Consider the following 18,857-nt stretch of genomic DNA (forward strand, 5'->3'; position numbering starts at 1 on the left):
GAAAGAACCTAGGCGTACATCCCCCCCCCACCCCCCCCCCCCCCTCCCCCCCCCCTTCCCCCCCCCCCCCCCCCCCCTCCTCCCCCCCCCCCCCCCCCTCCCCCCCCCCCCCGGGACCGCGGACCTCTTCGCGCACGGTGCCCGGCGCACTACGCTGGGCCGATCGGCGGACAACGATGGGAGCCCGTGTGGCCTGTGACCTGTGGCTGGTCCCCCTTGTCGACGTGCTGTGCCACAGCCCCGACAACCCCTTCGCGGAGGAGATCTCCGCCTATGACAGGGCGCTCGGCGAAGCCGGGCTGCCGTCCGTGCCCGTCTTCGCGTACATGCCGGGACTGTCGGGCGACGTCGCGCCCGTCGCCGGCTTCGACTACGACGCCCTGCACTTCCTGCGCCGGGCGTACCTGCTGCACATCTGCGGCCTGCCGGTGACCCCGGTGGACGAGCTGGGCGGGGACTACGAACAGCTCCTGGAGATGTTCGAGGCCACGGCGCAGCAGTCGCACCTGGTGTGGCACTACGACCACGCGGGGGCCTACGTGCCGGTGGACTTCGCCGCACCGCTGGCCAACGAGGAACTGCTCGCGGGCGGCGGCCCGCTGGGCTCCGCGCAGGGCCTGCTCCGCGAGCTGGCCTTCGTCGCCCCGGTGATCGGGATCGACCCGAACAACCCGCCCGCCGCACCGGCCCCGCCGGGGCGGCCCACCGCGCTGGAGGAGCCCGCGTCCTCGGGCCCCTACGACGACAGCCCCTTCGCCCGCGAGCGTCACGTCTGGCTGGGCCTGCACGCGGCCGCGACCCGCAGTCTCGGCCAGGGCTCGATGATCATCTTCAGCTGAGATTCAGCTGAGATTCAGCCGAGATTTCAGCCGAGAGGGGCCCTCCGGCCCGTCCCCCCGACGTTCAGCGAGGCTGCTCGGGGGGACGCTGGCGGGGCATGTTCGGGCGGGTGCCCGGGGGCAGCGGGAAGCGGCTCGGCTGCCCGCCCGGCTCCGGGCGCGAGGACGAGGCGCTCAGCGACTGCATCGCCAGCGGCGCCGGGCCCGCCCGGAACTCCACCATCCAGTCCGCGGTCTCGGAGCGCACCAGCTCGCTGACGTCTTCGGAGAAGCGGCGCAGGACGTTCAGGCACCGGTCCGCGGCCTCGCTCGCCGTGCCCTCGGTCGGCCCGAGCACCTCGCGGACGTTCTCCGAAGCCCAGTCGAACTGGAGCGTCTGCAGGCGCCGCTGCACCGCCTGCGCGGTGGCCACGTCCCGCATCCACCCCGAGGTCAGGCCGAAGAACCGGTCGCACGCCAGGGCGGCGGCGGCCAGCAGCAGGGCGACGTAGCCGTACGACGCGGCGCCGGACAGCGAGCCGGTCAGCTCCAGCAGCGGCAGCGTCGCGCCCGCCACGGCGCCCAGGGCGGCCGCGGCACGCAGCAGCCGGGCGCCGCGCCGCTTCCAGGCCCGGTCGGAGAGGTACCACTCGGCCGTGCGCAGCGCGTCGGCCTCGACCCACCGGTAGAGCTCGTCCAGGCGCTCCGCGGGCTCGCCCCAGTCACCGAGGGGGAACGGCCTGCCGGTCAGATCCGGTCCGCCTTCCTCCCGCGGCGGCCCTTCGGGCTGCATTTCCGGCTGGCTCACCCGGCACTCCCTCTGCCTGCGCTGACGTGTGGTGGTGCGCGTGTGCGCTAATGATGCGCCACCCCTTCCTACCTCCGAACGGCGGGGCATGGGCAAAGAATCCCCTGTTTTCCGCCCGCAAGGAGGTCTTGATCAGGTACGGCAGGGACGCAACTCTCACTCGAAAGAGTTGGTCCTCTCGGCGTAGGGCGCGGCACGCGGGGAGCACGTAGGCTCGGTTTGAGCGAACGACAAGGAGTGTGTGCATCGTGAATCTTGGTGGCGGCCAGCCCAACATGCAGCAGCTGCTTCAGCAGGCCCAGAAGATGCAGCGGGACCTTGCCGAGGCCCAGGAGGCGCTTGCCGCGACCGAGGTCGAGGGCCAGGCCGGCGGCGGTCTGGTCAAGGCGACCGTGACGGGCTCCGGCGAGCTGCGTGCCCTGGTCATCGACCCCAAGGCCGTGGACCCGGAGGACACCGAGACCCTCGCCGACCTGGTGGTGGCCGCGGTGCAGGCGGCCAACGAAAACGCCCAGGCCCTCCAGCAGGAGAAGCTCGGCCCGCTGGCCCAGGGCCTCGGCGGCGGTTCCGGCATCCCGGGTCTCCCCTTCTGACTCGCCGCGCCACTACCGTACGTACCCGAGCAGTAACCCAGCAGTAGCAGAGAGAGAAGGCAGTCCGTTGTACGAAGGCGTGGTCCAGGACCTGATCGACGAACTGGGCAGGCTGCCCGGCGTCGGGCCCAAGAGCGCCCAGCGGATCGCCTTCCACATCCTCCAGGCCGAGCCGACGGACGTCCGCCGGCTGGCGCACGCGCTGCTGGAGGTCAAGGACAAGGTCCGGTTCTGCGCGGTCTGCGGCAACGTCGCCCAGGAGGAGCTGTGCGGCATCTGCCGTGACCCGCGCCGCGACGCCACGGTCATCTGCGTCGTCGAGGAGCCCAAGGACGTCGTCGCCATCGAGCGGACCCGCGAGTTCCGCGGCAAGTACCACGTGCTCGGCGGCGCGATCAGCCCGATCGAGGGCGTCGGCCCCGACGACCTGCGGATCCGGGAACTGCTCGCGCGGCTGGCGGACGGGGCGGTGACCGAGCTGATCCTCGCCACCGACCCGAACCTGGAAGGCGAGGCCACCGCCACCTACCTCGCCCGCATGATCAAGCCGATGGGCCTCAAGGTCACCCGCCTGGCCAGCGGGCTCCCCGTCGGGGGAGATCTGGAGTACGCGGACGAGGTCACGCTCGGGCGGGCCTTTGAAGGAAGGCGACTTCTCGATGTCTGACGCAACGCTGCACGCACTGGCCCAGGATCCGGACGACTTCGCCGTCCAGATCGCCGACCAGATCGAGTCCTTCATCGTCGCCGTGACCGAGGTCGCCAAGGGCGAGGACCCGGACAGCGCGGTGCCGTTCCTCCTCCTCGAGGTCTCGCAGCTGCTGCTCGCGGGCGGGCGGCTGGGTGCGTACCAGGACGTCCTGCCCGACGAGCGCTACGAGCCGGACCTCGGCCCGGAGCCGGATGTGGACGACCTGCGCGAGCGTTTCGCCGTGATGCTGGAGCCGGTGGACGTCTACTCCGAGGTCTTCGACCCGTACGAGCCGCGCAAGGCCCCGGTGGCGCACCGGATCTCCGACGACCTGGCCGACGTCGTCGCGGACCTGCGGCACGGGCTCATCCACCACCAGGCGGGCCGCGTCACCGAGGCGCTGTGGTGGTGGCAGTTCTCGTACTTCACCAACTGGGGCCCGACGGCCTCGGCGACCCTGCGCGCGCTCCAGTCGCTGATCGCGCACGTCCGCCTGGACCAGCCGCTCGCGGCCCTGGACGGGCTCGACACCGACGAGGACCTCACCGAGGACGACCTCGCCGAGCAGGCCGGCGCCGTCATGGCCGAGGAGCTCGCCGGCCCGCTGGGTCTGGGACGCCGCGCGCTTTCGTAGCGCTCCGGTCGCTCTGGTACGCAGCGAGCAGCTCGCGGGCCGCGGCCCGGTCCGCGGGCTCGGTCACGAGTGCGTCGTACAGTGCGTCCGGGTCCACGAAACGGGCCGCCCTGCTCGGCGGCGACTGCCAGGACAGCGGCCAGGTTTCGCCGTCCAGCGCCGGTACGCCGATGTAGGCGGCGGTCCGCGGTTCCGCCCCGAACCGCTGGACGCCCAACGGCCAGGCGTAGCCGCGGGCGCTGCCGGGCGGGAGCAGGAAGTACATCCACCGGAAGCCGCTGGCCTCGCAGATCACCGGCCCGGACTGCCCCTCCGTCAGCGCGTCGAGCTGCTCGGCGACGGCCTCCCCGCGCACGCCGGGCATCCGGACGACGTCGAAGTACACGCCGGTCCTGTGCAGTTGGTGCCCGAGGAGGGGGACCCATTCGGGCCGCACTGTGCTGTTCATGCAGCACAGCCTCCTCCTGCGGAGCTACCGTGGGGAGTGACTGACCGGATACGCGGTGTGGTGTACCCGTCGGAGGTGGCCCCTGTGTCAGTGCCGAACCTTTCTGTACCTCCGCCGACTTGGCGGTACGCGGGCGACCAGCTCAAGCGGTGGCGCCTGAAGGCGGGTGTCACCCGCGAGGAGCTGGCGGCGGCATCCCGCTACTCCCCGGACACCATCAAGGCCATGGAACAGGGCGTCCGCATGCCGACGCCGCAACTGTTGGACGCCGCCGATGTGTTGTTCAAGGCTGACGACATGCTCAGCTCCGCGAAGGAGTACCTGAGGCGGGAGAAGTTCCCCGCGCGGGCCGTGGATTACATGGCGCACGAACGCGAGGCGCGGAGCCTGTGGTGGTACGAGGTGGCGCTGATTCCCGGCCTGCTCCAGACCGAGGCGTACGCGCGAGCCTTGATCGGCAACTTCCTTCCACCGCTTGACGACGACACCGTGGAAGCGCGGGTGCAGGCGCGCATGGAGCGTCAGGCCTTGCTGACGAGAAACCCGCCCGTGACACTCAGCTTCGTCATCTACGAGGCTGCGCTGCGTGGTCCCCACGTGGACCCGGAGCAGTTGCGCCGTCTCCTTGAGGTGGGGCGCCTGCGCAACGTGTCGTTGCAGGTGCTCCCTTTCAGTCGAGCGGTCCCAGCCGCGCTGATTGGTTCGATGGTCCTCCTCCGGACCGCAGAATCGGAGCGTCTCGCTTATGAAGACGGCCAGTTTGCGAGCCATCTGTCCGCTGCCCCCGAAGCAGTCGACGCGGCAGCGGAGCGACTTAGCATGATCCGTATGGAGGCCCTCGGCACCGAGGAGTCCGCCCGATTCCTCACGCGGATGGTGGATGACCGATGAGCGGTGAACTGCGGTGGTTCAAATCCAGCTTTAGCGGCCCGGAGGGCGATGCCTGCGTCGAGGTCGCCACCGCCCCCGCGGCGGTTCACGTCCGCGATTCCAAGGCGCCCGGTGGGCCCGAAATCGTGGTCGAGGCGTCAGCCTGGGCGGATTTCGTGGCCGCGCTCTAAGCAAGCTGCGAGTCCTCTCTGCATCCGTCCCCACGGACGGATGCGCTTGCGCTGTCCCTCGGTGATCGGATCACGCCAATTCGGATTTGTGTTCGGGTCGATGTGTGTGCTTACGGGTGATCGCTATCGGGCGCTGGGGCTTAGGCGGTGTTGTTCGCTTCCCGCACTCGACAGCAGGAGGCACCTTGAGATCATCCCGTTTGGGCTTCGCCGCCTTCGCCGGCGCCCTGGCCGTGTCTGTGCTCGTGCCTTCCGCGGTAGCGCAGACGCCTCACGTCGAGACGCTTGCAGTCGCCGATGGTGGCCACGAGCCGGAGCCCCCGTCCTGTCCGGGGACGAGTCTCCCGAGGAGCTCGGGCTGACGGGGCAGGAGCCGCTCCTACCGCCCGCTTCGGCAGGCGTGGAGCCGCCCGAGACCCTCGCTGCAGCGGCCGCTAACTGCAGGAACAAGAGCCAAGCCACCATCGCCAAGACCTATTACCGCGGCCCGGCCAAGGTCTACCTGCGCTGCGGGACGAAGAACGGGGGGGCTTCCGGCACTTGGTCGAGCGAGGACGCTGGAACGCCACCTTCGACAAGAAGATAAACCGCACCATCTGGGGCGGCACGGTCACGTCCAACTTCCCCGGGGAGCGCATTTACCAAGACATCCGTCCCGCCTGTCCTCCGAAGTCCGAGTTCAAGGTGGTGACCAACCCGGGTCCCCTCGGTGCGAGGCCGTCGGTGAATCCCCAAGGAATCATCACCGCCTACGAGCCGACCTCACTGGCAGCGCAGGCCGCTGTCTGCTAAGGCCTGTCTGATAATTGATCTTGTGGCAGGTCGAGGTGAGTTGACGGAGGCGGCGTGGGGGTGGATAGAGCCCTTGTTGCCGCAGGTGGATGGGCGTGGTCGGCCGTGGCGTGATCACCGGCAGGTGGTCAATGGTGTGCTGTGGCGGTTGCGGACCGGGGCTCCGTGGCGTGACCTGCCCGAGCGGTATGGGCCGTGGCAGACCGTCTGGTCGTACGCCGCCGCGGACGACCACGGAGTCGTCGAATCCGGGATGAAGAGTGACGTGGCGGCTCTTGGTGCTCCTGGTGCTTCTGGTGCGCGGATGGCGGAACACACCAGTCGATACCCCCAGGGCGCGCCGCGCACGCCCCGGACGGCCGTGTGTCAGCTCGGGCGCTCGTAGTTGGTCAGGACGCAGCCCTCGACCTGGGCCTTCTCCAGCCGGTAGCCGGCCGGCGCGGTGAAACCGGTCTCGCAGTTCAGGTAGAGGAACTGGAGCTGGTACAGCCCGCGGCGGATGCTCTCGTTGTTGGTCTCGACGGCGATGTTCGTGCCGACCAGCAGCTTGCTCGCGGTGGCCTTGAGCCGTCCGTCGTCCTTCAGGTCGGCCAGCTGCGCCGCCTTGGCCTTGATCTGGAGGGTCTTCATGTCGGAGACGGTGTCCAGCCAGTTCAGGTTGTGCGCGCGCCGCTCCCCGCCGAGCTCGCCGCAGACGGCCCGCTGCTTGACGCCCCAGGAGCGCGGGCTGCCGTCGACGACCGGCATGTAGTCGATCGACTGGACCGGTTCGTCGGTGACGGTCATCTTCGTGCAGTCGACCGTGTGCGGGCTGACCATCTTCTTCAGCTCGTCGAGGCTGCCCGCGCTCGGCAGCCCCTGGCTCCCGGCGCCCGGCCGGCCCGGCTCCGCGCTGCCCTCGGTGGAGGGGTCGCGGACCGCCCCGCGGTGGGGGCTGCCCTGGCCGTCGGGGCTGTTGACGTAGTCGGTGAGGAAGCACCCCTCGACCAGGGCCTTCTCCTTCTTGAAGCCCTCCGGTACGTAGAGGTCGGGGTTGCAGCTCAGGATGCGCAGGTCGGAGTTGGGCGGGTCGACCAGGGACACGGCGGTGGCGGTCTTGAGCGCGGTCAGCGCGAAGGTCGGGCCCACGACCGTGCGGCTGGCGCGGTCGGTTTCGACGCGGCCCTCGGCGATCAGCTTCGCGGCGTTGTCCTTGGCGGCCTGCTGGAAGGCCTTCATGTCCGGCGTCAGGAAGAGGACGATCTCGCCCCGCGCCTTCTTGTCCGTGCAGACACCGCGTTCCGTGATGCTCCAGTCCCCGGCGCCGATGAACCCGCTGAGCGGCACCCGGCGGTCGTTCGGGTCGGTGCTCAGGTTCTCGCAGGACGTGTACTTCTGTACGTGGGCCTGCGCCCCGGCCAGCGTGGCGGGCGCGGGGCCGGCGGCCGGCGGGGAGGCCTGGCCGGAGGCCGTGGCGGCCGCGGCGGGGCTCTGGGCCGGCGTGCCGTTCTTCTGGGGGTCCTCGCAGGCGGTGGCGAGGGTGGTGAGCGCGGCGAGGGTCGCGGTCGCGGCGGATATCCGCTGGAGGCGCATGGGTGTCTTCCGTCGGCTGGACACGGCACGGGGGATGGCGTGCCCATGCTAAGGCCTGGTCTGACAATTGATCTTGTGGCAGGTCGAGGTGAGTTGACGGAGGCGGCGTGGGGGTGGATAGAGCCCTTGTTGCCGCAGGTGGATGGGCGTGGTCGGCCGTGGCGTGATCACCGGCAGGTGGTCAATGGTGTGCTGTGGCGGTTGCGGACCGGGGCTCCGTGGCGTGACCTGCCCGAGCGGTCTGGGCCGTGGCAGACCGTCCATGAGCGGTTTCCCGCTGGGAGGCGGACGGCACGTGGGCAAGGCTGTTGGAGCATGTGCAGGTCCGCGACGCCACGGAGGGCCGGGTGGAGTGGACCGTCGCCGTCGACTCCACGATCAACCGTGCTCACCAGCACGCCGCCGGCGCACGTAAAAGGGGGCTGCGGACGGGGACGAACTGGAAGATCCGGTCGGCTCGCAGACGCGCCAGGCCCTCGGCCGGTCCCGAGGCGGGCTGACCACCAAGGTCCACCTCGCTGTCGACGGCCGGGGACTGCCGCTGTCCATCGTGCTCACGCCCGGCAACGTCAACGACGCCACCGCATTCGGTCAGGTCCTCGACGGGATCCGCGTTCCGCGAGCCGACACCGGCCGCCCACGCACGAAACCGACCCGAGTCCTGGGCGACAAGGCCTACTCCAGCCGAGCGATCCGGCATCTGCTGCGGCGTCGGGGCATCGCCGTCACGACGCTGCGTCGCAGCGCTCTAGCGTTCGCCGCAACGAAACAACCCCGGCGCGATGGTTGAGACATCGGCCGGGGTCTCACCAGCAAGATCCCCAAGGAGGATCTCGTGGCGTACGCCGATTTTGGCTCCGCCCTGCCCGCTCCCGCAGCCCATCCGATGGCGCGCCCCGGATTCGGCAAGCGCGATGCGCCCGAGCAACTCCCCCGGACGGCAGAGCAATTCGCACACCTGAGCAAGGATGAGGCGGCGCTCGCCTGGTACCTCGACCGGCTGCCCGAGGGTGCGGCGGTCGACCACAAGACCCTGGCCGCCGTCCTGCCCGGCTTCGGGCAGATCTCCTGCCGCAGGCTGCTGCACCGGCTGGCCGACGCCGGGCACGCGCGCCAGTTCAAGGAGCACCTGGTCTCGCCGAGCGGCGCCCGCTGGGTGACCCGTACCTACTTCTCGCGCACGCCGCGGGACGACGACTGGTGGCAGGCGTTCTGCGACGCGCCCGAGGCCGAGCCGGAGCGGCCTCCGGCCGCGGACGCGGGCCGCCGGGCGCTGGCGCAGCTGCGCGACGCCGACCCCGGGCTCGCGCTGTCCGCCGACGACTGCGAGCGGCTCGCCCCGCTCGCCGACGCGTGGCTGGAGCGCGGGTACGACGTACGGCAGCTCACCCAGGCCCTCACGGCCGGGCTGCCGCGGCCCGTGCACAACCCCGCGGCCCTCGTCCGCATCCGGCTGGAGACCAAGATGCCGCCCGAGCGCGTGGACGAGCCCCACGCTCCGTCGGCGGCCGCCGCCGTCGGCCGCAGGGTCCGGGCCTGCCTGCACTGCGACGCGGACGGGCTGACCGCGTCGATCCTGCGCGACGCCTGCCCCGCCTGCCTGCCCGAACTCGGCTGCCCGGACTGCGAGGTCCTGCACGCCGGGACGGAGGAGGCCAGGCGGCTCCAGACCTTCCGGCCCGCCGCGCCCACGCCCCACGAGGTGCACCGCCTCGCCGACATCGCCCGCGAGGCCGCCGGCTTCCTCCCGAAGCTGCGCGTATGAGCGTCCAGGAGGTGCCCACCGGGGCACCATGGAGGGGAGGAGGCGAGGCCATGACCCCCACCGGTGCCCCGGCGCAGATGTCCATCGACGAGTTCGAGGAGCTGGCGCGCAACGCGCCCGAGCTCGTGCGCCTGGAGTTCATCCAGGGAAAGGTCCAGGTCAAGCCGGTGCCGGACGGGAACCACCAGACCATCGTGATGTGGCTGCTCAAGCAGTGCATGCAGCAGAGGCCAGACCTTGAGCTGTACCCGGAGCAGGGGATCAAGGCCGAGCGGTACCGGAAGGGCCGGGCGCGCGCCGACGCCGTGCTCGTCCCCGCCGAGCATCTGGCGGGCCAGGGGGAATGGGCCGATCCCGCTGGTGTGCTCATGGCCGTCGAGGTCACGTCTCGCGACCGGGACACCAACGCCCGTGACCGGGTGGAGAAGCCGGCGGGCTACGCGAGCGCCCGAATCCCCGTGTGCCTCCTCGTCGACCGGGAGAAGGGGTCCGTGGTCGTGCACGCCGAGCCCGAAGGCGGCCGCTACCGGGCGATCACCACGCGCCCCTTCGGCGCCGTGATCGAGCTCCCGGACCCGGTGGGGATCATCCTGGAGACCGACAAGCTGAAGGACTTCGCCGACTGACGGGGTCGGGGGGAACCTCCCCGCGCGCCCCGGCGTCTCTTTGTATGACGGTCATGTCTCATGATGTGGTACGCGAAGGTCGGATTGCGGTCGCTCGTTAGACTGCGGAGCTGACCGCAGTAATGGACTGAGCGAGGAGCGCACGTGGGCCTTGTCGTGCAGAAGTACGGAGGCTCCTCCGTAGCCGATGCCGAGGGCATCAAGCGCGTCGCCAAGCGGATCGTCGATGCCAAGAAGAACGGCCACCAGGTGGTCGTCGTGGTTTCCGCGATGGGCGACACGACGGACGAGCTGATCGATCTCGCCGAGCAGGTGTCTCCGATGCCTACCGGCCGGGAATTCGACATGCTGCTGACAGCGGGAGAGCGGATCTCCATGGCCCTGCTGGCCATGGCGATCAAAAACCTGGGGCACAAAGCCCAGTCGTTCACCGGCAGCCAGGCGGGCGTCATCACCGACTCGGTCCACAACAAAGCGCGCATCATCGATGTCACGCCGGGCCGGATCCGCACCGCACTGGACGAGGGCAACATCGCCATCGTCGCCGGTTTCCAGGGCGTCTCCGCCGACTCCAAGGACATCACCACGCTGGGGCGCGGCGGGTCCGACACCACCGCCGTCGCGCTCGCGGCCGCGCTGGACGCGGAGGTCTGCGAGATCTACACGGACGTCGACGGTGTGTTCACCGCCGACCCGCGCGTGGTGAAGAAGGCCCGGAAGATCGACTGGATCTCCTCCGAGGACATGCTGGAGCTGGCCGCGTCCGGCTCCAAGGTGCTGCTCCACCGCTGTGTGGAGTACGCACGCCGTTACAACATCCCGATCCACGTCCGCTCGTCCTTCTCCGGACTGCGCGGCACCTGGGTCAGCAACGAGAAGCCGCAAGGGGACGAGCAGGTGGAGCACGCCATCATCTCCGGAGTCGCTCATGACGTCTCCGAAGCGAAGATCACCGTCGTCGGCGTCCCGGACAAGCCGGGCGAGGCCGCGGCGATCTTCCGCGCCATCGCGGACGCCGAGATCAACATCGACATGATCGTGCAGAACGTGTCCGCCGCGGCCACGGGCCTGACGGACATCTCCTTCACGCTCCCCAAGGCCGAGGGCCACAAGGCCACCGCCGCCCTGGAGAAGGCGAAGGCCGCGATCGGCTTCGAGTCGCTGCGCTACGACGACCAGATCGGCAAGATCTCCCTGGTCGGCGCGGGCATGAAGACCAACCCGGGCGTCACCGCGTCCTTCTTCCAGGCGCTGTCCGACGCGGGCGTGAACATCGAGCTGATCTCCACCTCCGAGATCCGCATCTCCGTGGTCACCCGCCAGGACGACGTCAACGAGGCCGTCCGCGCCGTGCACACGGCCTTCGGCCTGGACTCCGACAGCGACGAGGCCGTCGTCTACGGAGGCACCGGACGATGACCGCCACCCGGTCCGCCCCGGCGCTCGCCGTGGTCGGGGCGACCGGAGCGGTCGGTTCGGTCCTGCTCCAGATCCTGTCCCAGCGGGCGGACGTCTGGGGCGAGATACGCCTGATCGCCTCCTCGCGCTCGGCCGGCCGCAGGCTGTCCGTGCGCGGGGAGGAGGCCGAGGTGTTCGCGCTCACCGAGGACGCCTTCGACGGCCTCGGACCGCGCGACGTCGCCGTCTTCCTCACCCCCGAGCAGGTCGCGGCCCACTGGGCGCCGGTCGTCACCGCGCGCGGCACGGTCGTCGTCGACCGGTCCGCGGCCTTCCGGATGGACCCCGAGGTCCCGCTCGTCGTCCCCGAGATCAACGGGCACGCCGCCCGGATCCGCCCGCGCGGGATCGTCGCGGGCCCCGACGCCGTCACGCTCGCGATGATCGTGGCCGTGGGTGCGCTGCACGCCGAGTACGGGCTCAGCGAGCTCCAGGTCTCCACGTACCAGGCCGCCGGCGGCGCCGGGCGGGCCGGGGCGGAGGCGCTGCGCCGCCAGCTGTCGCTGGTCGCGGGCACCGGCCTGGGCGAGCAGCCCGGCGACGTACGGCGGGCCGTGGGCGAGGACACGGGCCCCTTCCCGGCGCCGCTGGCGCTCAACGTCGTCCCCTGGTCGGGTGAGCTGCACGAGGACGGCTGGTCCTCCGAAGAGCTGCTGATCAGGGCCGAGGCCCGCAAGGTGCTGGGCCTGGCGTCGCTGCCGGTGTCCGTCACCTGTGTCCGGGTCCCGGTGATCACCGGGCACTCGATGACCGTACGGGCGCGCTTCGAGAACGAGGTCAGCGTCGCGGGCGCCCACGAGACCCTGGCCGCCGCCCCCGGCATCGTCCTCGTCGACGACCCGGCCAAGGGGGAGTTCCCCACACCCGCCGATGCGGTCGGCACCGACCCCGCCTGGGTGGGGCGGGTGCGCCGGTCGCTGGACGATCCGCGGGCCCTGGAGTTCTTCGTCTGCGCCGACAACCTCCGCAAGGGCGCCGCCCTGAATACCGCTCAGATCGCGGAACTGGTCGCCGGCGAGTTCGCGTCCGCTTGAGTGGTGGCCCTGGGCGAGTCCCCACCGCGCATCCCTTTGTAGGATCTTGTCTGATCCCGAGATCAAGGTGATGGCCCGACTGCCGCCTGGACAAATGGGGCGACTGGGAAGAACGGGTGCGCATGAGGGTATTTGACGCGGCATTGATCTGGATGCCCCGCGCGTACAACCATGCCGGGGGGACGCGTGTCCAACTGGCGTGGCACAGGTTCTCGACATCGCAGTCCTGCCGGCGCGCGCAGCGATCGCGCCGCCCCGCAGGCGTCCCCGCAACACCGGCGGTATGCCGGTGATCGCTCCGCTGGGCTCCACCCGCACCGGCCGCGTCCCCGCTCCGCGAGGCAGCGCCGACGACGCCATCGCCGCGGGTACCACCGTCGACCACCTCACCGAGACCTACCGGGCGCACTACCGCTCGCTCCTCGGTCTCGCCGCGCTGCTCCTCGACGACACGGCCTCCTGCGAGGACGTCGTCCAGGAGGCGTTCATCCGGGTCCACTCGGCGCGCAGCCGGGTCCGCGACCCCGAGAAGACCCTCGCGTACCTGCGCCAGACCGTGGTCAACCTCTCCCGCTCCGCGCTGCGTCGGCGCATCCTGAGCCTCAAGCTCCTCTCGAAGCCGATGCCGGACATGGCGAGTGCCGAGGAAGGCGCTTACGACCAGCTGGAGCGGGACGACCTCATCAAGGCGATGAAGGGCATCCAGCGCCGGCAGCGGGAGGTCCTGGTGCTGCGCTACTTCGCCGACATGACGGAGGCCCAGGTGGCCGAGACGCTCGGGATATCGCTGGGGTCGGTGAAGGCGTACGGATCCCGCGGGATCGCGGCGCTGCGGAAGGCCATGGAGGCGGGGCGATGAGCGACACACACGCACGGGGTGAACGCGACGGACGCGGTCACCGCGACGGACGCGACCACCGCGACGAACCGAACCCGAGCGAAAGCAGCGCCGTGAACAGCAGTCCCGGTCCTGACGGCGAACTGGCCCTGAGGAGCCTGCTCCAGGGCGCGGTCGCGGACCTCGAACCCTCCGACGGCGCGCTGGAGCGGTTGCGGTACGCCGTACCCGCCCGCCGGGCCCGCAAGCGCCAGGCCATGGTGGGCGCGGTCGCGGCGGCCCTGCTGATCGGCATCTCCATCCCGGCGTTCGTGAAGGTCGCCAAGAGCCCCGACGGCTCGACCGACCGGCCCGCCATCGCCGGCCACGGCGAGCAGGCCCAGGGAGGCGTCAGCGGCGTCAGCGACCCGGACCTCACCTGGCCCGGTCTGCCGACCCCCGCTGCGCGCCCCACGGCCGGGGGCGGCAAGGACCGCGGCAAGGGCGACAAGGGCGACCCGCAGGGCAAGGGCGGCGGCAAGCAGCGGGAGACCAGCGGCGGCACCGGCGAGACCGGCGGGGGCACGGGCCCCAACCCGCCCGCCACGGCCGCGGACGCGCCCGCCTGCCACGCCGACCAGCTCGGCGTCGCGCTCCAGGACACCCGTACCCCGGACGCCGACGGCAAGGTCTACGGCACCTTCCGGATCACCAACGTCTCGCAGGGCGAGTGCACCGTCTCCGGCAAGGGCAGCATGACGGCCACCCCGTCCGGCGAGGGGGCCGACCCGGCGAAGATCACCGTGGCCGACCACGCGGCGGGCGACCCGGCGACCGGCCTCCCCGGCGGCACCGAGCCGACCAGCCTGGTCCTCCAGCCGAACGAGGCCTACGAGATCCAGTTCGCCTGGGTCCCTGCGCAGGCCTGCCCCACCGCGACCGACCCGGGCCCCACGCCCTCGCAGGACGGCTCCCAGGGCGGTAGTACGAGCGCCGGCACCGACGCGGGCACGGCCACCGGCGAGCCGGGCCCGGGCGGCGCCGACGGCGACGGCGGCCTGGACGGCTCCGACCCGCTCGGCGGCGGCTCCGACACGGGCGGCGACACCACCGAGGAGGGCTCGGCCGCCGACGGCGCGAGCATCGAGATCACGCACACCGCGCAGCCGGGCGCGCCGACGGCCCACACCGTCATCCCGAACGCCTGCTCCGGCACGCTCTACCGCACCGGACTGCTCCCGACCGGGCCCGTCGTCTAGGAAGTCGGGGAGGTCCCGGGGAGGTCCCGGGCCGCCCGCGGGCCGGTGCCCGCGGTCCCCGACGGGGCCGCGTCCCGGGGCCGGGGGCGGGGCCCGTACCGTGGAGGGGTGCACCGCTTCCTGCTGACCCCGCGGTGGTGGGGGATCAACGTCTTCGTCGTGCTGGCCGTCCCCTTCTGTCTTTTCATGGGGTCGTGGCAGCTCGGCCGGTTCGAGGACCGCGTCGACACCCACCGCGAGGCCACGGCGGAGCGGCCCGTGTCGGAGCGCTCGGCGCAGCCGCTGGAGGCGCTGCTGCCGGTCGACAAGAAGACCTCGGGACGGCTCGCGAAGGTCTCCGGCACCTACGCCGACCAGCTGCTGGTGCCCGAGCGCACGCTCGACGGCCGGGCCGGGTACTACGTCCTGACGCTGCTGAAGACCGACGGCGGCAAGGCCGTCCCGGTGGTCCGCGGCTGGCTCCCCGGCACCCCGGACCAGGCGAAGGCCCCCGCGCCGCCGGCCGGGCGGGTCGAGGTCACCGGCGCGCTCCAGGCCTCCGAGAACTCCTCCACCAAGGGCGTGCACTCCCAGGGCGGCCTGCCCGCCGGACAGCTCGGCGTGATCGGCGCGGCCTCCTTGGTCAACCTGGTCCCGTACCCGCTGTACGACGCGTGGCTGACGCTGCCGGAGGCGCCGGCGGGCGTCGCCGGGATGCAGCCGGTGCCCGCGGCGGCGCCCACGAACACCGGCCTCGACCTGAAGGCCTTCCAGAACCTCGGCTACACCGGCGAGTGGTTCGTCTTCGCCGCTTTCGTGATCTTCATGTGGTACCGGCTCTACCGCCGCGAGGCGGAGGCGATCCGGGACGCGGAGCTGGGCCTCGTCCCGGACGCCGAGCCCGAGCCCGCTACGGCCGCACGTGCCTGAGCACGAACTCCAGCTCCATCCGGACCTGCTTGATCCGCTCCTCCACCACCAGTGAGCCGTGCCCGGCGTCGTAGCGGTAGACGTCGTGGACCGCTCCGCGCGCGGCCAGCCGGTCGACGTAGTTGTCGATCTGGCGGATCGGGCACCGCGGGTCGTTGAGGCCGGCGGCGATGTGCACCGGAGCGCGCACGGCGTCGACGTACGTCAGCGGCGACGAGGCCTCGAAACGCTCCGGGACCTCCTCCGGGGTGCCGCCGAACAGCGTCCGGTCCAGCGCCTTCAGCGCCTCCATCTCGTCGTGGTACGCCGTCACGTAGTCGGCGACGGGCACCGCGGCCAGGCCGGCCGCCCACACGTCCGGCTGGGTGCCCAGGCCGAGGAGGGTGAGGTACCCGCCCCACGAGCCGCCCGAGAGCACCAGGCGGGCGGGGTCGGAGAGACCCGAGGACACGGCCCATTCGCGTACGGCCGCGATGTCCTCCAGCTCGATCAGGCCGACCCGGTGCTTGAGGGCGTCCGTCCACTCCCGGCCGTAGCCGGTGGAGCCGCGGTAGTTGACCCGGACCACCGCGAAGCCGTGGTCCAGCCAGGCCGCCGGAGCCGCCGCGAACGCATCGCTGTCGTGCCAGGCCGGCCCGCCGTGGATCTCGAAGACCGTCGGGAAGGGGCCCTCGCCCGTCGCCGGGCGCTGCGCCAGCGCGTGGATGCGGCCGCCGGGGCCCTCCACCCAGACGTCCTCGACGGGCACCGAGCCCGGCGCCTTCATGCCGGGTGCCTCCAGCACCACCCCGCCCGCGGTCGAGCGCACGGAGGACGGCTCGGCGGCGGAGGACCACAGGTACTCCACCGTCCCGTCGGGGCGGGCCGTGGCCCCCGAGACCGTGCCGGGCGGTGTGTCGACCCGGACCAGCTCGCGCGTCGCCAGGTCGTGGCGCCACAGCTCGCTGCGGGCCTCGAAGCTGTGCTCGATCAGCAGGGCGGAGCCGTCCGGATACCACTCGGCGGCGACGTCGCCCGGCAGCCCGACGGCGAGGTCGCTCTCCGTGCCCGTCGCCACGTCCCAGATCATCGGCTCCCAGCGGCCGCGCCGCTGGTGTCCGATCAGCAGGCGGGTGTCCCCGGCCACGGGAGCGAAGCCCAGCACCTCGAGGCCCAGCTCGACCGTGCCGCCCTTGGTGTCGTCGAGCTCGGCGACGGTCGAGCCGTCCAGCGACAGCACCCGCAGCGCGGAGTGCATCGCGTCCCCGTGCTCGGTGTGCTCGATGGCGAGGAGGGTGCCGTCGTGGGAGAGGTCGCCGACGCCCGCGGACTCGCGGTGCCGGTAGATCTCCACGGGCGCGGCGCCGGGACGGACCACGTGCACGGTCGAGCCGTCCTCGTCCGTGGACCGGCCCACCACGGCCGTACCGTCCCGGCCGATGGCCAGACCGGCCGGGTACGACGCCTCGAGGCCCGGGGCGGCGGGCACGTCGTCGCCGCCCGCGAACGGCTGGCGCACCCAGACACCGAACTCGTCGCCGTCGGTGTCGGAGAACCACCAGATCCACTCGCCGTCGGGGGAGAGGGTTCCGTCGGTGGTGCCGTTGGGCCGGTCGGTGGCCTGGCGGCGCTCGCCGGTGGTCCGGTCCCAGGCGTAGAGCTCGTAGGTGCCGGTGGCGTTCGAGACGAAGAGGGAGCGGTCCGGGGCGTCCTCGGCCCACTCCGGCAGGCCGACCCGCGGGGCCCGGAAGCGCTTCTCCCAGTCGGGCATCCCGGGCGTCCCGGACTGGCTGGTGTCATCGGTCATGTGCCCATTCTGTCCGCCTTCCGGATGCCGATTGGGCCATCCGGGGTGACAGTGGAGGGCGTATGCCTCTCCGGAAGCTCCAAGGAGGAGTGTCATGGCCAAGAAAGCCCGTACCGGCAAGTCCGGCGACGAAGCAGCGCGCGCCAAGAACGCTGCGGCCGAGGCCCACGCCAAGGCGGCATTCAAGGACCCGCACTCGTCCGCGGCGAAGACGCGGGGCATGCAGCAGAAGGCCCAGGCCAAGCGCGGCTAGGGAGCGCACGGCCAGGGCCGTGGCGGGATCTCTTCACCGGTCACCCGGTCGGCTGTTTCACGTGAAACAGCCGACCGGGTGTGCTCCGTAGGCTGAACGGCATGCAGATGATCGTGCGCGGGGCCCGGCTGTACACCGGCGACGGCCGGGTGGCGAGCGGACTGTCCGACGTGGAGTGCGAGAACGGCCGGATCTCGCGCGTACTCCCGTACGACGACCAGAAGGAGCCCCCGGAGACGGGCACGGTCATCGATGCGCACGGAGCCCTGCTCACCGCGCCCTTCGTCGAGCCGCACATCCACCTCGACACCGCGCTGACCGCGGGCGAACCCCGCTGGAACGCCTCCGGCACCCTCTGGGAGGGCATCGCCTGCTGGAGCGAGCGCAAACAGACCCTGACCCGCGAGGACGTGATCGGCCGCGCCACGGAAGTGCTGCGCTGGCAGGCCGCACAGGGCGTTCTGCACGTCCGCACGCACTGCGACGTCACCGACAGCCGGCTCACCGCCCTCCACGCGCTGGTCGAGGTCCGCGAACGGGTCCGCGACGTCGTCGGCCTCCAGATCGTGGCCTTCCCCCAGGAGGGGATCCACTCCTTCCCGGAGGGGGCGCGGCTGCTGGCCGAAGCGGTGGCCCGGGGTGCCGACGTGGTGGGCGCCATCCCGCACTTCGAGGACACCCGCGAGGACGGCGTGGCCTCCCTGCACACGGCCTTCGAGCTGGCCGAGCGGCACGGGCTGCGGATCGACGCGCACTGCGACGAGATCGACGACGAGCAGTCGCGGTTCGTGGAGGTCGTGGCGGCGCTGGCGCTGCGCTCGGGCCTGGGGGAGCGGGTCACCGCCTCGCACACCACCGCCATGGGCTCGTACAACGGCGCGTACAGCTTCAAACTCCAGCGGCTGCTGGCGCGTTCGGGGATCCACCTGGTCTGCAACCCCTTCGCGAACCTCAACCTCCAGGGCCGCTTCGACGCCTATCCGCGGCGGCGCGGGCTCACCCAGGTCAAGGAGATGCTGGCCGCCGGGGTCAACGTCGCCTTCGGGCACGACGATGTGATGGACCCGTGGAACGCCCTCGGCACCGGCAACCCGCTCCAGACCGCACTGACCGGCGTCTACGCCGCCCAGCTGACCGGGGCGGACGAGGTCGCCACCGCGTTCTCGATGGTCACGGACCGGGCCGCGCGGGTGCTGGGCCTGGGGGAGGAGTACGGGATCGCACCCGGCCGCCCCGCCGACTTCGTCCTGCTGCCCGCCGACTCGCCCTTCGACGCGGTCCGGCGCCAGGTGCGCCCGCGGTACGTGGTCGCGCGCGGCCGGGTGCTCGCCGAGACGCCGTACCCGGCCACCCGGCTGGACTGGCCCGGAGAGCCGCCCGAGCAGGTGGACTTCGTCCGCGCGCGCGACGCCCGGGAAGGCGCCCACTGGCGCCTGAAGTAGCCCCCTCCGCCGCACCCGAGGGCGGCCGACAGTCTTTCGCCCGGCTCGTGTTGAATGTGCGGGACGTCAACTACCAGCTCATTTGCGGAAG

General features: G+C 71.6%; 19 protein-coding genes and 2 pseudogenes. 17 read left to right on the plus strand and 4 right to left on the minus strand.

The annotated features are described in order from the left end of the window. The first annotated feature begins 188 nt into the window (after positions 1–188). Positions 189–839 carry a hypothetical protein gene (locus ACZ7H1_RS15705; RefSeq protein WP_470787048.1) on the plus strand — a complete coding sequence of 217 codons (651 nt, stop codon included), beginning with the start codon at positions 189–191 and terminating at the stop codon, positions 837–839. A gap of 64 nt (positions 840–903) precedes the next feature. Here ACZ7H1_RS15705 and ACZ7H1_RS15710 read toward each other — a convergent pair whose 3' ends face one another. Continuing rightward, positions 904–1,626: an SLATT domain-containing protein gene (locus tag ACZ7H1_RS15710; RefSeq protein WP_470787050.1), complete on the minus strand. Its 723-nt coding sequence runs from the start codon at positions 1,624–1,626 to the stop codon at positions 904–906. 248 nt (positions 1,627–1,874) lie between these two features. Here ACZ7H1_RS15710 and ACZ7H1_RS15715 point away from each other — a divergent pair, with 248 nt between their 5' ends. The 3 genes from ACZ7H1_RS15715 (at position 1,875) to ACZ7H1_RS15725 (ending at position 3,544) form a co-directional block, all read left to right on the plus strand. Next, positions 1,875–2,219, plus strand: a complete 345-nt coding sequence (locus ACZ7H1_RS15715) for a YbaB/EbfC family nucleoid-associated protein (RefSeq protein ID WP_470787051.1) — start codon at positions 1,875–1,877, stop codon at positions 2,217–2,219. Between the two features lie 67 nt (positions 2,220–2,286). Further along, positions 2,287–2,886, plus strand: coding sequence for a recombination mediator RecR (recR, locus tag ACZ7H1_RS15720; RefSeq protein WP_470787053.1), 600 nt, complete (start codon positions 2,287–2,289; stop codon positions 2,884–2,886). After that, complete coding sequence (locus ACZ7H1_RS15725; protein WP_470787054.1) at positions 2,879–3,544, plus strand: DUF5063 domain-containing protein; 666 nt, start codon at positions 2,879–2,881, stop codon at positions 3,542–3,544. Before recR ends, ACZ7H1_RS15725 begins: the two co-directional genes overlap by 8 nt. On the opposite strand, the gene ACZ7H1_RS15730 is transcribed toward ACZ7H1_RS15725, so the two are convergent. Continuing rightward, entirely contained in the window at positions 3,489–3,992 is a 504-nt protein-coding gene (locus tag ACZ7H1_RS15730) for a hypothetical protein (RefSeq protein ID WP_470787056.1), read from the minus strand. The genes ACZ7H1_RS15725 and ACZ7H1_RS15730 overlap by 56 nt on opposite strands. Before the next feature lie 84 nt (positions 3,993–4,076). Between ACZ7H1_RS15730 and ACZ7H1_RS15735 the strand changes: the two genes are divergently transcribed. The 3 genes and pseudogenes from ACZ7H1_RS15735 to ACZ7H1_RS15745 form a co-directional block, all read left to right on the plus strand. Beyond that, complete coding sequence (locus ACZ7H1_RS15735) at positions 4,077–4,883, plus strand: helix-turn-helix domain-containing protein (RefSeq protein WP_470787058.1); 807 nt, start codon at positions 4,077–4,079, stop codon at positions 4,881–4,883. Next, on the plus strand, positions 4,880–5,053 hold the full coding sequence (locus ACZ7H1_RS15740; protein WP_470787060.1) for a DUF397 domain-containing protein: 174 nt from the start codon (positions 4,880–4,882) through the stop codon (positions 5,051–5,053). Before ACZ7H1_RS15735 ends, ACZ7H1_RS15740 begins: the two co-directional genes overlap by 4 nt. 814 nt (positions 5,054–5,867) lie before the next feature. Further along, positions 5,868–6,056 (plus strand): annotated as a pseudogene (locus ACZ7H1_RS15745) (transposase); the annotation flags it as partial. A 155-nt stretch (positions 6,057–6,211) separates the two neighbouring features. Here the strand turns inward: ACZ7H1_RS15745 and ACZ7H1_RS15750 are convergent. Beyond that, positions 6,212–7,417 carry a hypothetical protein gene (locus ACZ7H1_RS15750; protein WP_470787061.1) on the minus strand — a complete coding sequence of 402 codons (1,206 nt, stop codon included), beginning with the start codon at positions 7,415–7,417 and terminating at the stop codon, positions 6,212–6,214. A 75-nt stretch (positions 7,418–7,492) separates the two neighbouring features. Between ACZ7H1_RS15750 and ACZ7H1_RS15755 the strand changes: the two are divergent. From ACZ7H1_RS15755 to ACZ7H1_RS15790, 8 genes and pseudogenes are all read left to right on the plus strand, one after another. Next, a pseudogene (locus ACZ7H1_RS15755) lies at positions 7,493–8,162 on the plus strand (IS5 family transposase); the annotation flags it as partial. A 90-nt stretch (positions 8,163–8,252) separates the two neighbouring features. After that, positions 8,253–9,182 (plus strand): hypothetical protein, encoded by a 930-nt coding sequence (locus ACZ7H1_RS15760; RefSeq protein ID WP_470787063.1) that lies wholly within the window; start codon positions 8,253–8,255, stop codon positions 9,180–9,182. Positions 9,183–9,232: 50 nt separating this feature from the next. Further along, positions 9,233–9,808, plus strand: a complete 576-nt coding sequence (locus ACZ7H1_RS15765; protein ID WP_470787064.1) for a Uma2 family endonuclease — start codon at positions 9,233–9,235, stop codon at positions 9,806–9,808. A gap of 144 nt (positions 9,809–9,952) precedes the next feature. After that, entirely contained in the window at positions 9,953–11,227 is a 1,275-nt protein-coding gene (locus ACZ7H1_RS15770; RefSeq protein WP_470787065.1) for an aspartate kinase, read from the plus strand. Next, positions 11,224–12,300 carry an aspartate-semialdehyde dehydrogenase gene (locus tag ACZ7H1_RS15775; protein WP_470787067.1) on the plus strand — a complete coding sequence of 359 codons (1,077 nt, stop codon included), beginning with the start codon at positions 11,224–11,226 and terminating at the stop codon, positions 12,298–12,300. Before ACZ7H1_RS15770 ends, ACZ7H1_RS15775 begins: the two co-directional genes overlap by 4 nt. A 199-nt stretch (positions 12,301–12,499) precedes the next feature. Then, positions 12,500–13,159: a SigE family RNA polymerase sigma factor gene (locus tag ACZ7H1_RS15780; RefSeq protein WP_470787068.1), complete on the plus strand. Its 660-nt coding sequence runs from the start codon at positions 12,500–12,502 to the stop codon at positions 13,157–13,159. Next, positions 13,156–14,376 (plus strand): hypothetical protein, encoded by a 1,221-nt coding sequence (locus tag ACZ7H1_RS15785; RefSeq protein ID WP_470787069.1) that lies wholly within the window; start codon positions 13,156–13,158, stop codon positions 14,374–14,376. Before ACZ7H1_RS15780 ends, ACZ7H1_RS15785 begins: the two co-directional genes overlap by 4 nt. A 108-nt stretch (positions 14,377–14,484) precedes the next feature. Next, positions 14,485–15,285, plus strand: a complete 801-nt coding sequence (locus ACZ7H1_RS15790; protein WP_470787071.1) for an SURF1 family protein — start codon at positions 14,485–14,487, stop codon at positions 15,283–15,285. Here the strand turns inward: ACZ7H1_RS15790 and ACZ7H1_RS15795 are convergent. Beyond that, the gene (locus tag ACZ7H1_RS15795; RefSeq protein ID WP_470787072.1) at positions 15,266–17,071 is read right to left on the minus strand and encodes a S9 family peptidase; all 1,806 of its coding nucleotides are present in this window, start codon (positions 17,069–17,071) and stop codon (positions 15,266–15,268) included. The genes ACZ7H1_RS15790 and ACZ7H1_RS15795 overlap by 20 nt on opposite strands. A gap of 94 nt (positions 17,072–17,165) precedes the next feature. On the opposite strand from ACZ7H1_RS15795, the gene ACZ7H1_RS15800 reads away from it, so the two are divergent. After that, positions 17,166–17,324 (plus strand): hypothetical protein, encoded by a 159-nt coding sequence (locus ACZ7H1_RS15800; protein WP_470787073.1) that lies wholly within the window; start codon positions 17,166–17,168, stop codon positions 17,322–17,324. Positions 17,325–17,425: 101 nt separating this feature from the next. After that, positions 17,426–18,766 carry a cytosine deaminase gene (gene codA / locus ACZ7H1_RS15805; RefSeq protein WP_470787075.1) on the plus strand — a complete coding sequence of 447 codons (1,341 nt, stop codon included), beginning with the start codon at positions 17,426–17,428 and terminating at the stop codon, positions 18,764–18,766. Positions 18,767–18,857: the final 91 nt, after the last annotated feature.

This window comes from Streptomyces sp. NPDC037401, from assembly GCF_055602345.1.

What these genes read in the sequence shown, in the direction of transcription:
- ACZ7H1_RS15725 (WP_470787054.1), top strand. Translation starts at nt 2,879, where the DNA reads ATGTCTGACGCAACGCTGCACGCACTGGCCCAGGATCCGGACGACTTC.
- ACZ7H1_RS15730 (WP_470787056.1), bottom strand. Translation starts at nt 3,992, where the DNA reads ATGAACAGCACAGTGCGGCCCGAATGGGTCCCCCTCCTCGGGCACCAA.
- ACZ7H1_RS15740 (WP_470787060.1), top strand. Translation starts at nt 4,880, where the DNA reads ATGAGCGGTGAACTGCGGTGGTTCAAATCCAGCTTTAGCGGCCCGGAG.
- ACZ7H1_RS15750 (WP_470787061.1), bottom strand. Translation starts at nt 7,417, where the DNA reads ATGCGCCTCCAGCGGATATCCGCCGCGACCGCGACCCTCGCCGCGCTC.
- ACZ7H1_RS15765 (WP_470787064.1), top strand. Translation starts at nt 9,233, where the DNA reads ATGACCCCCACCGGTGCCCCGGCGCAGATGTCCATCGACGAGTTCGAG.
- ACZ7H1_RS15775 (WP_470787067.1), top strand. Translation starts at nt 11,224, where the DNA reads ATGACCGCCACCCGGTCCGCCCCGGCGCTCGCCGTGGTCGGGGCGACC.
- ACZ7H1_RS15785 (WP_470787069.1), top strand. Translation starts at nt 13,156, where the DNA reads ATGAGCGACACACACGCACGGGGTGAACGCGACGGACGCGGTCACCGC.
- ACZ7H1_RS15795 (WP_470787072.1), bottom strand. Translation starts at nt 17,071, where the DNA reads ATGACCGATGACACCAGCCAGTCCGGGACGCCCGGGATGCCCGACTGG.
- ACZ7H1_RS15800 (WP_470787073.1), top strand. Translation starts at nt 17,166, where the DNA reads ATGGCCAAGAAAGCCCGTACCGGCAAGTCCGGCGACGAAGCAGCGCGC.
- codA (WP_470787075.1), top strand. Translation starts at nt 17,426, where the DNA reads ATGCAGATGATCGTGCGCGGGGCCCGGCTGTACACCGGCGACGGCCGG.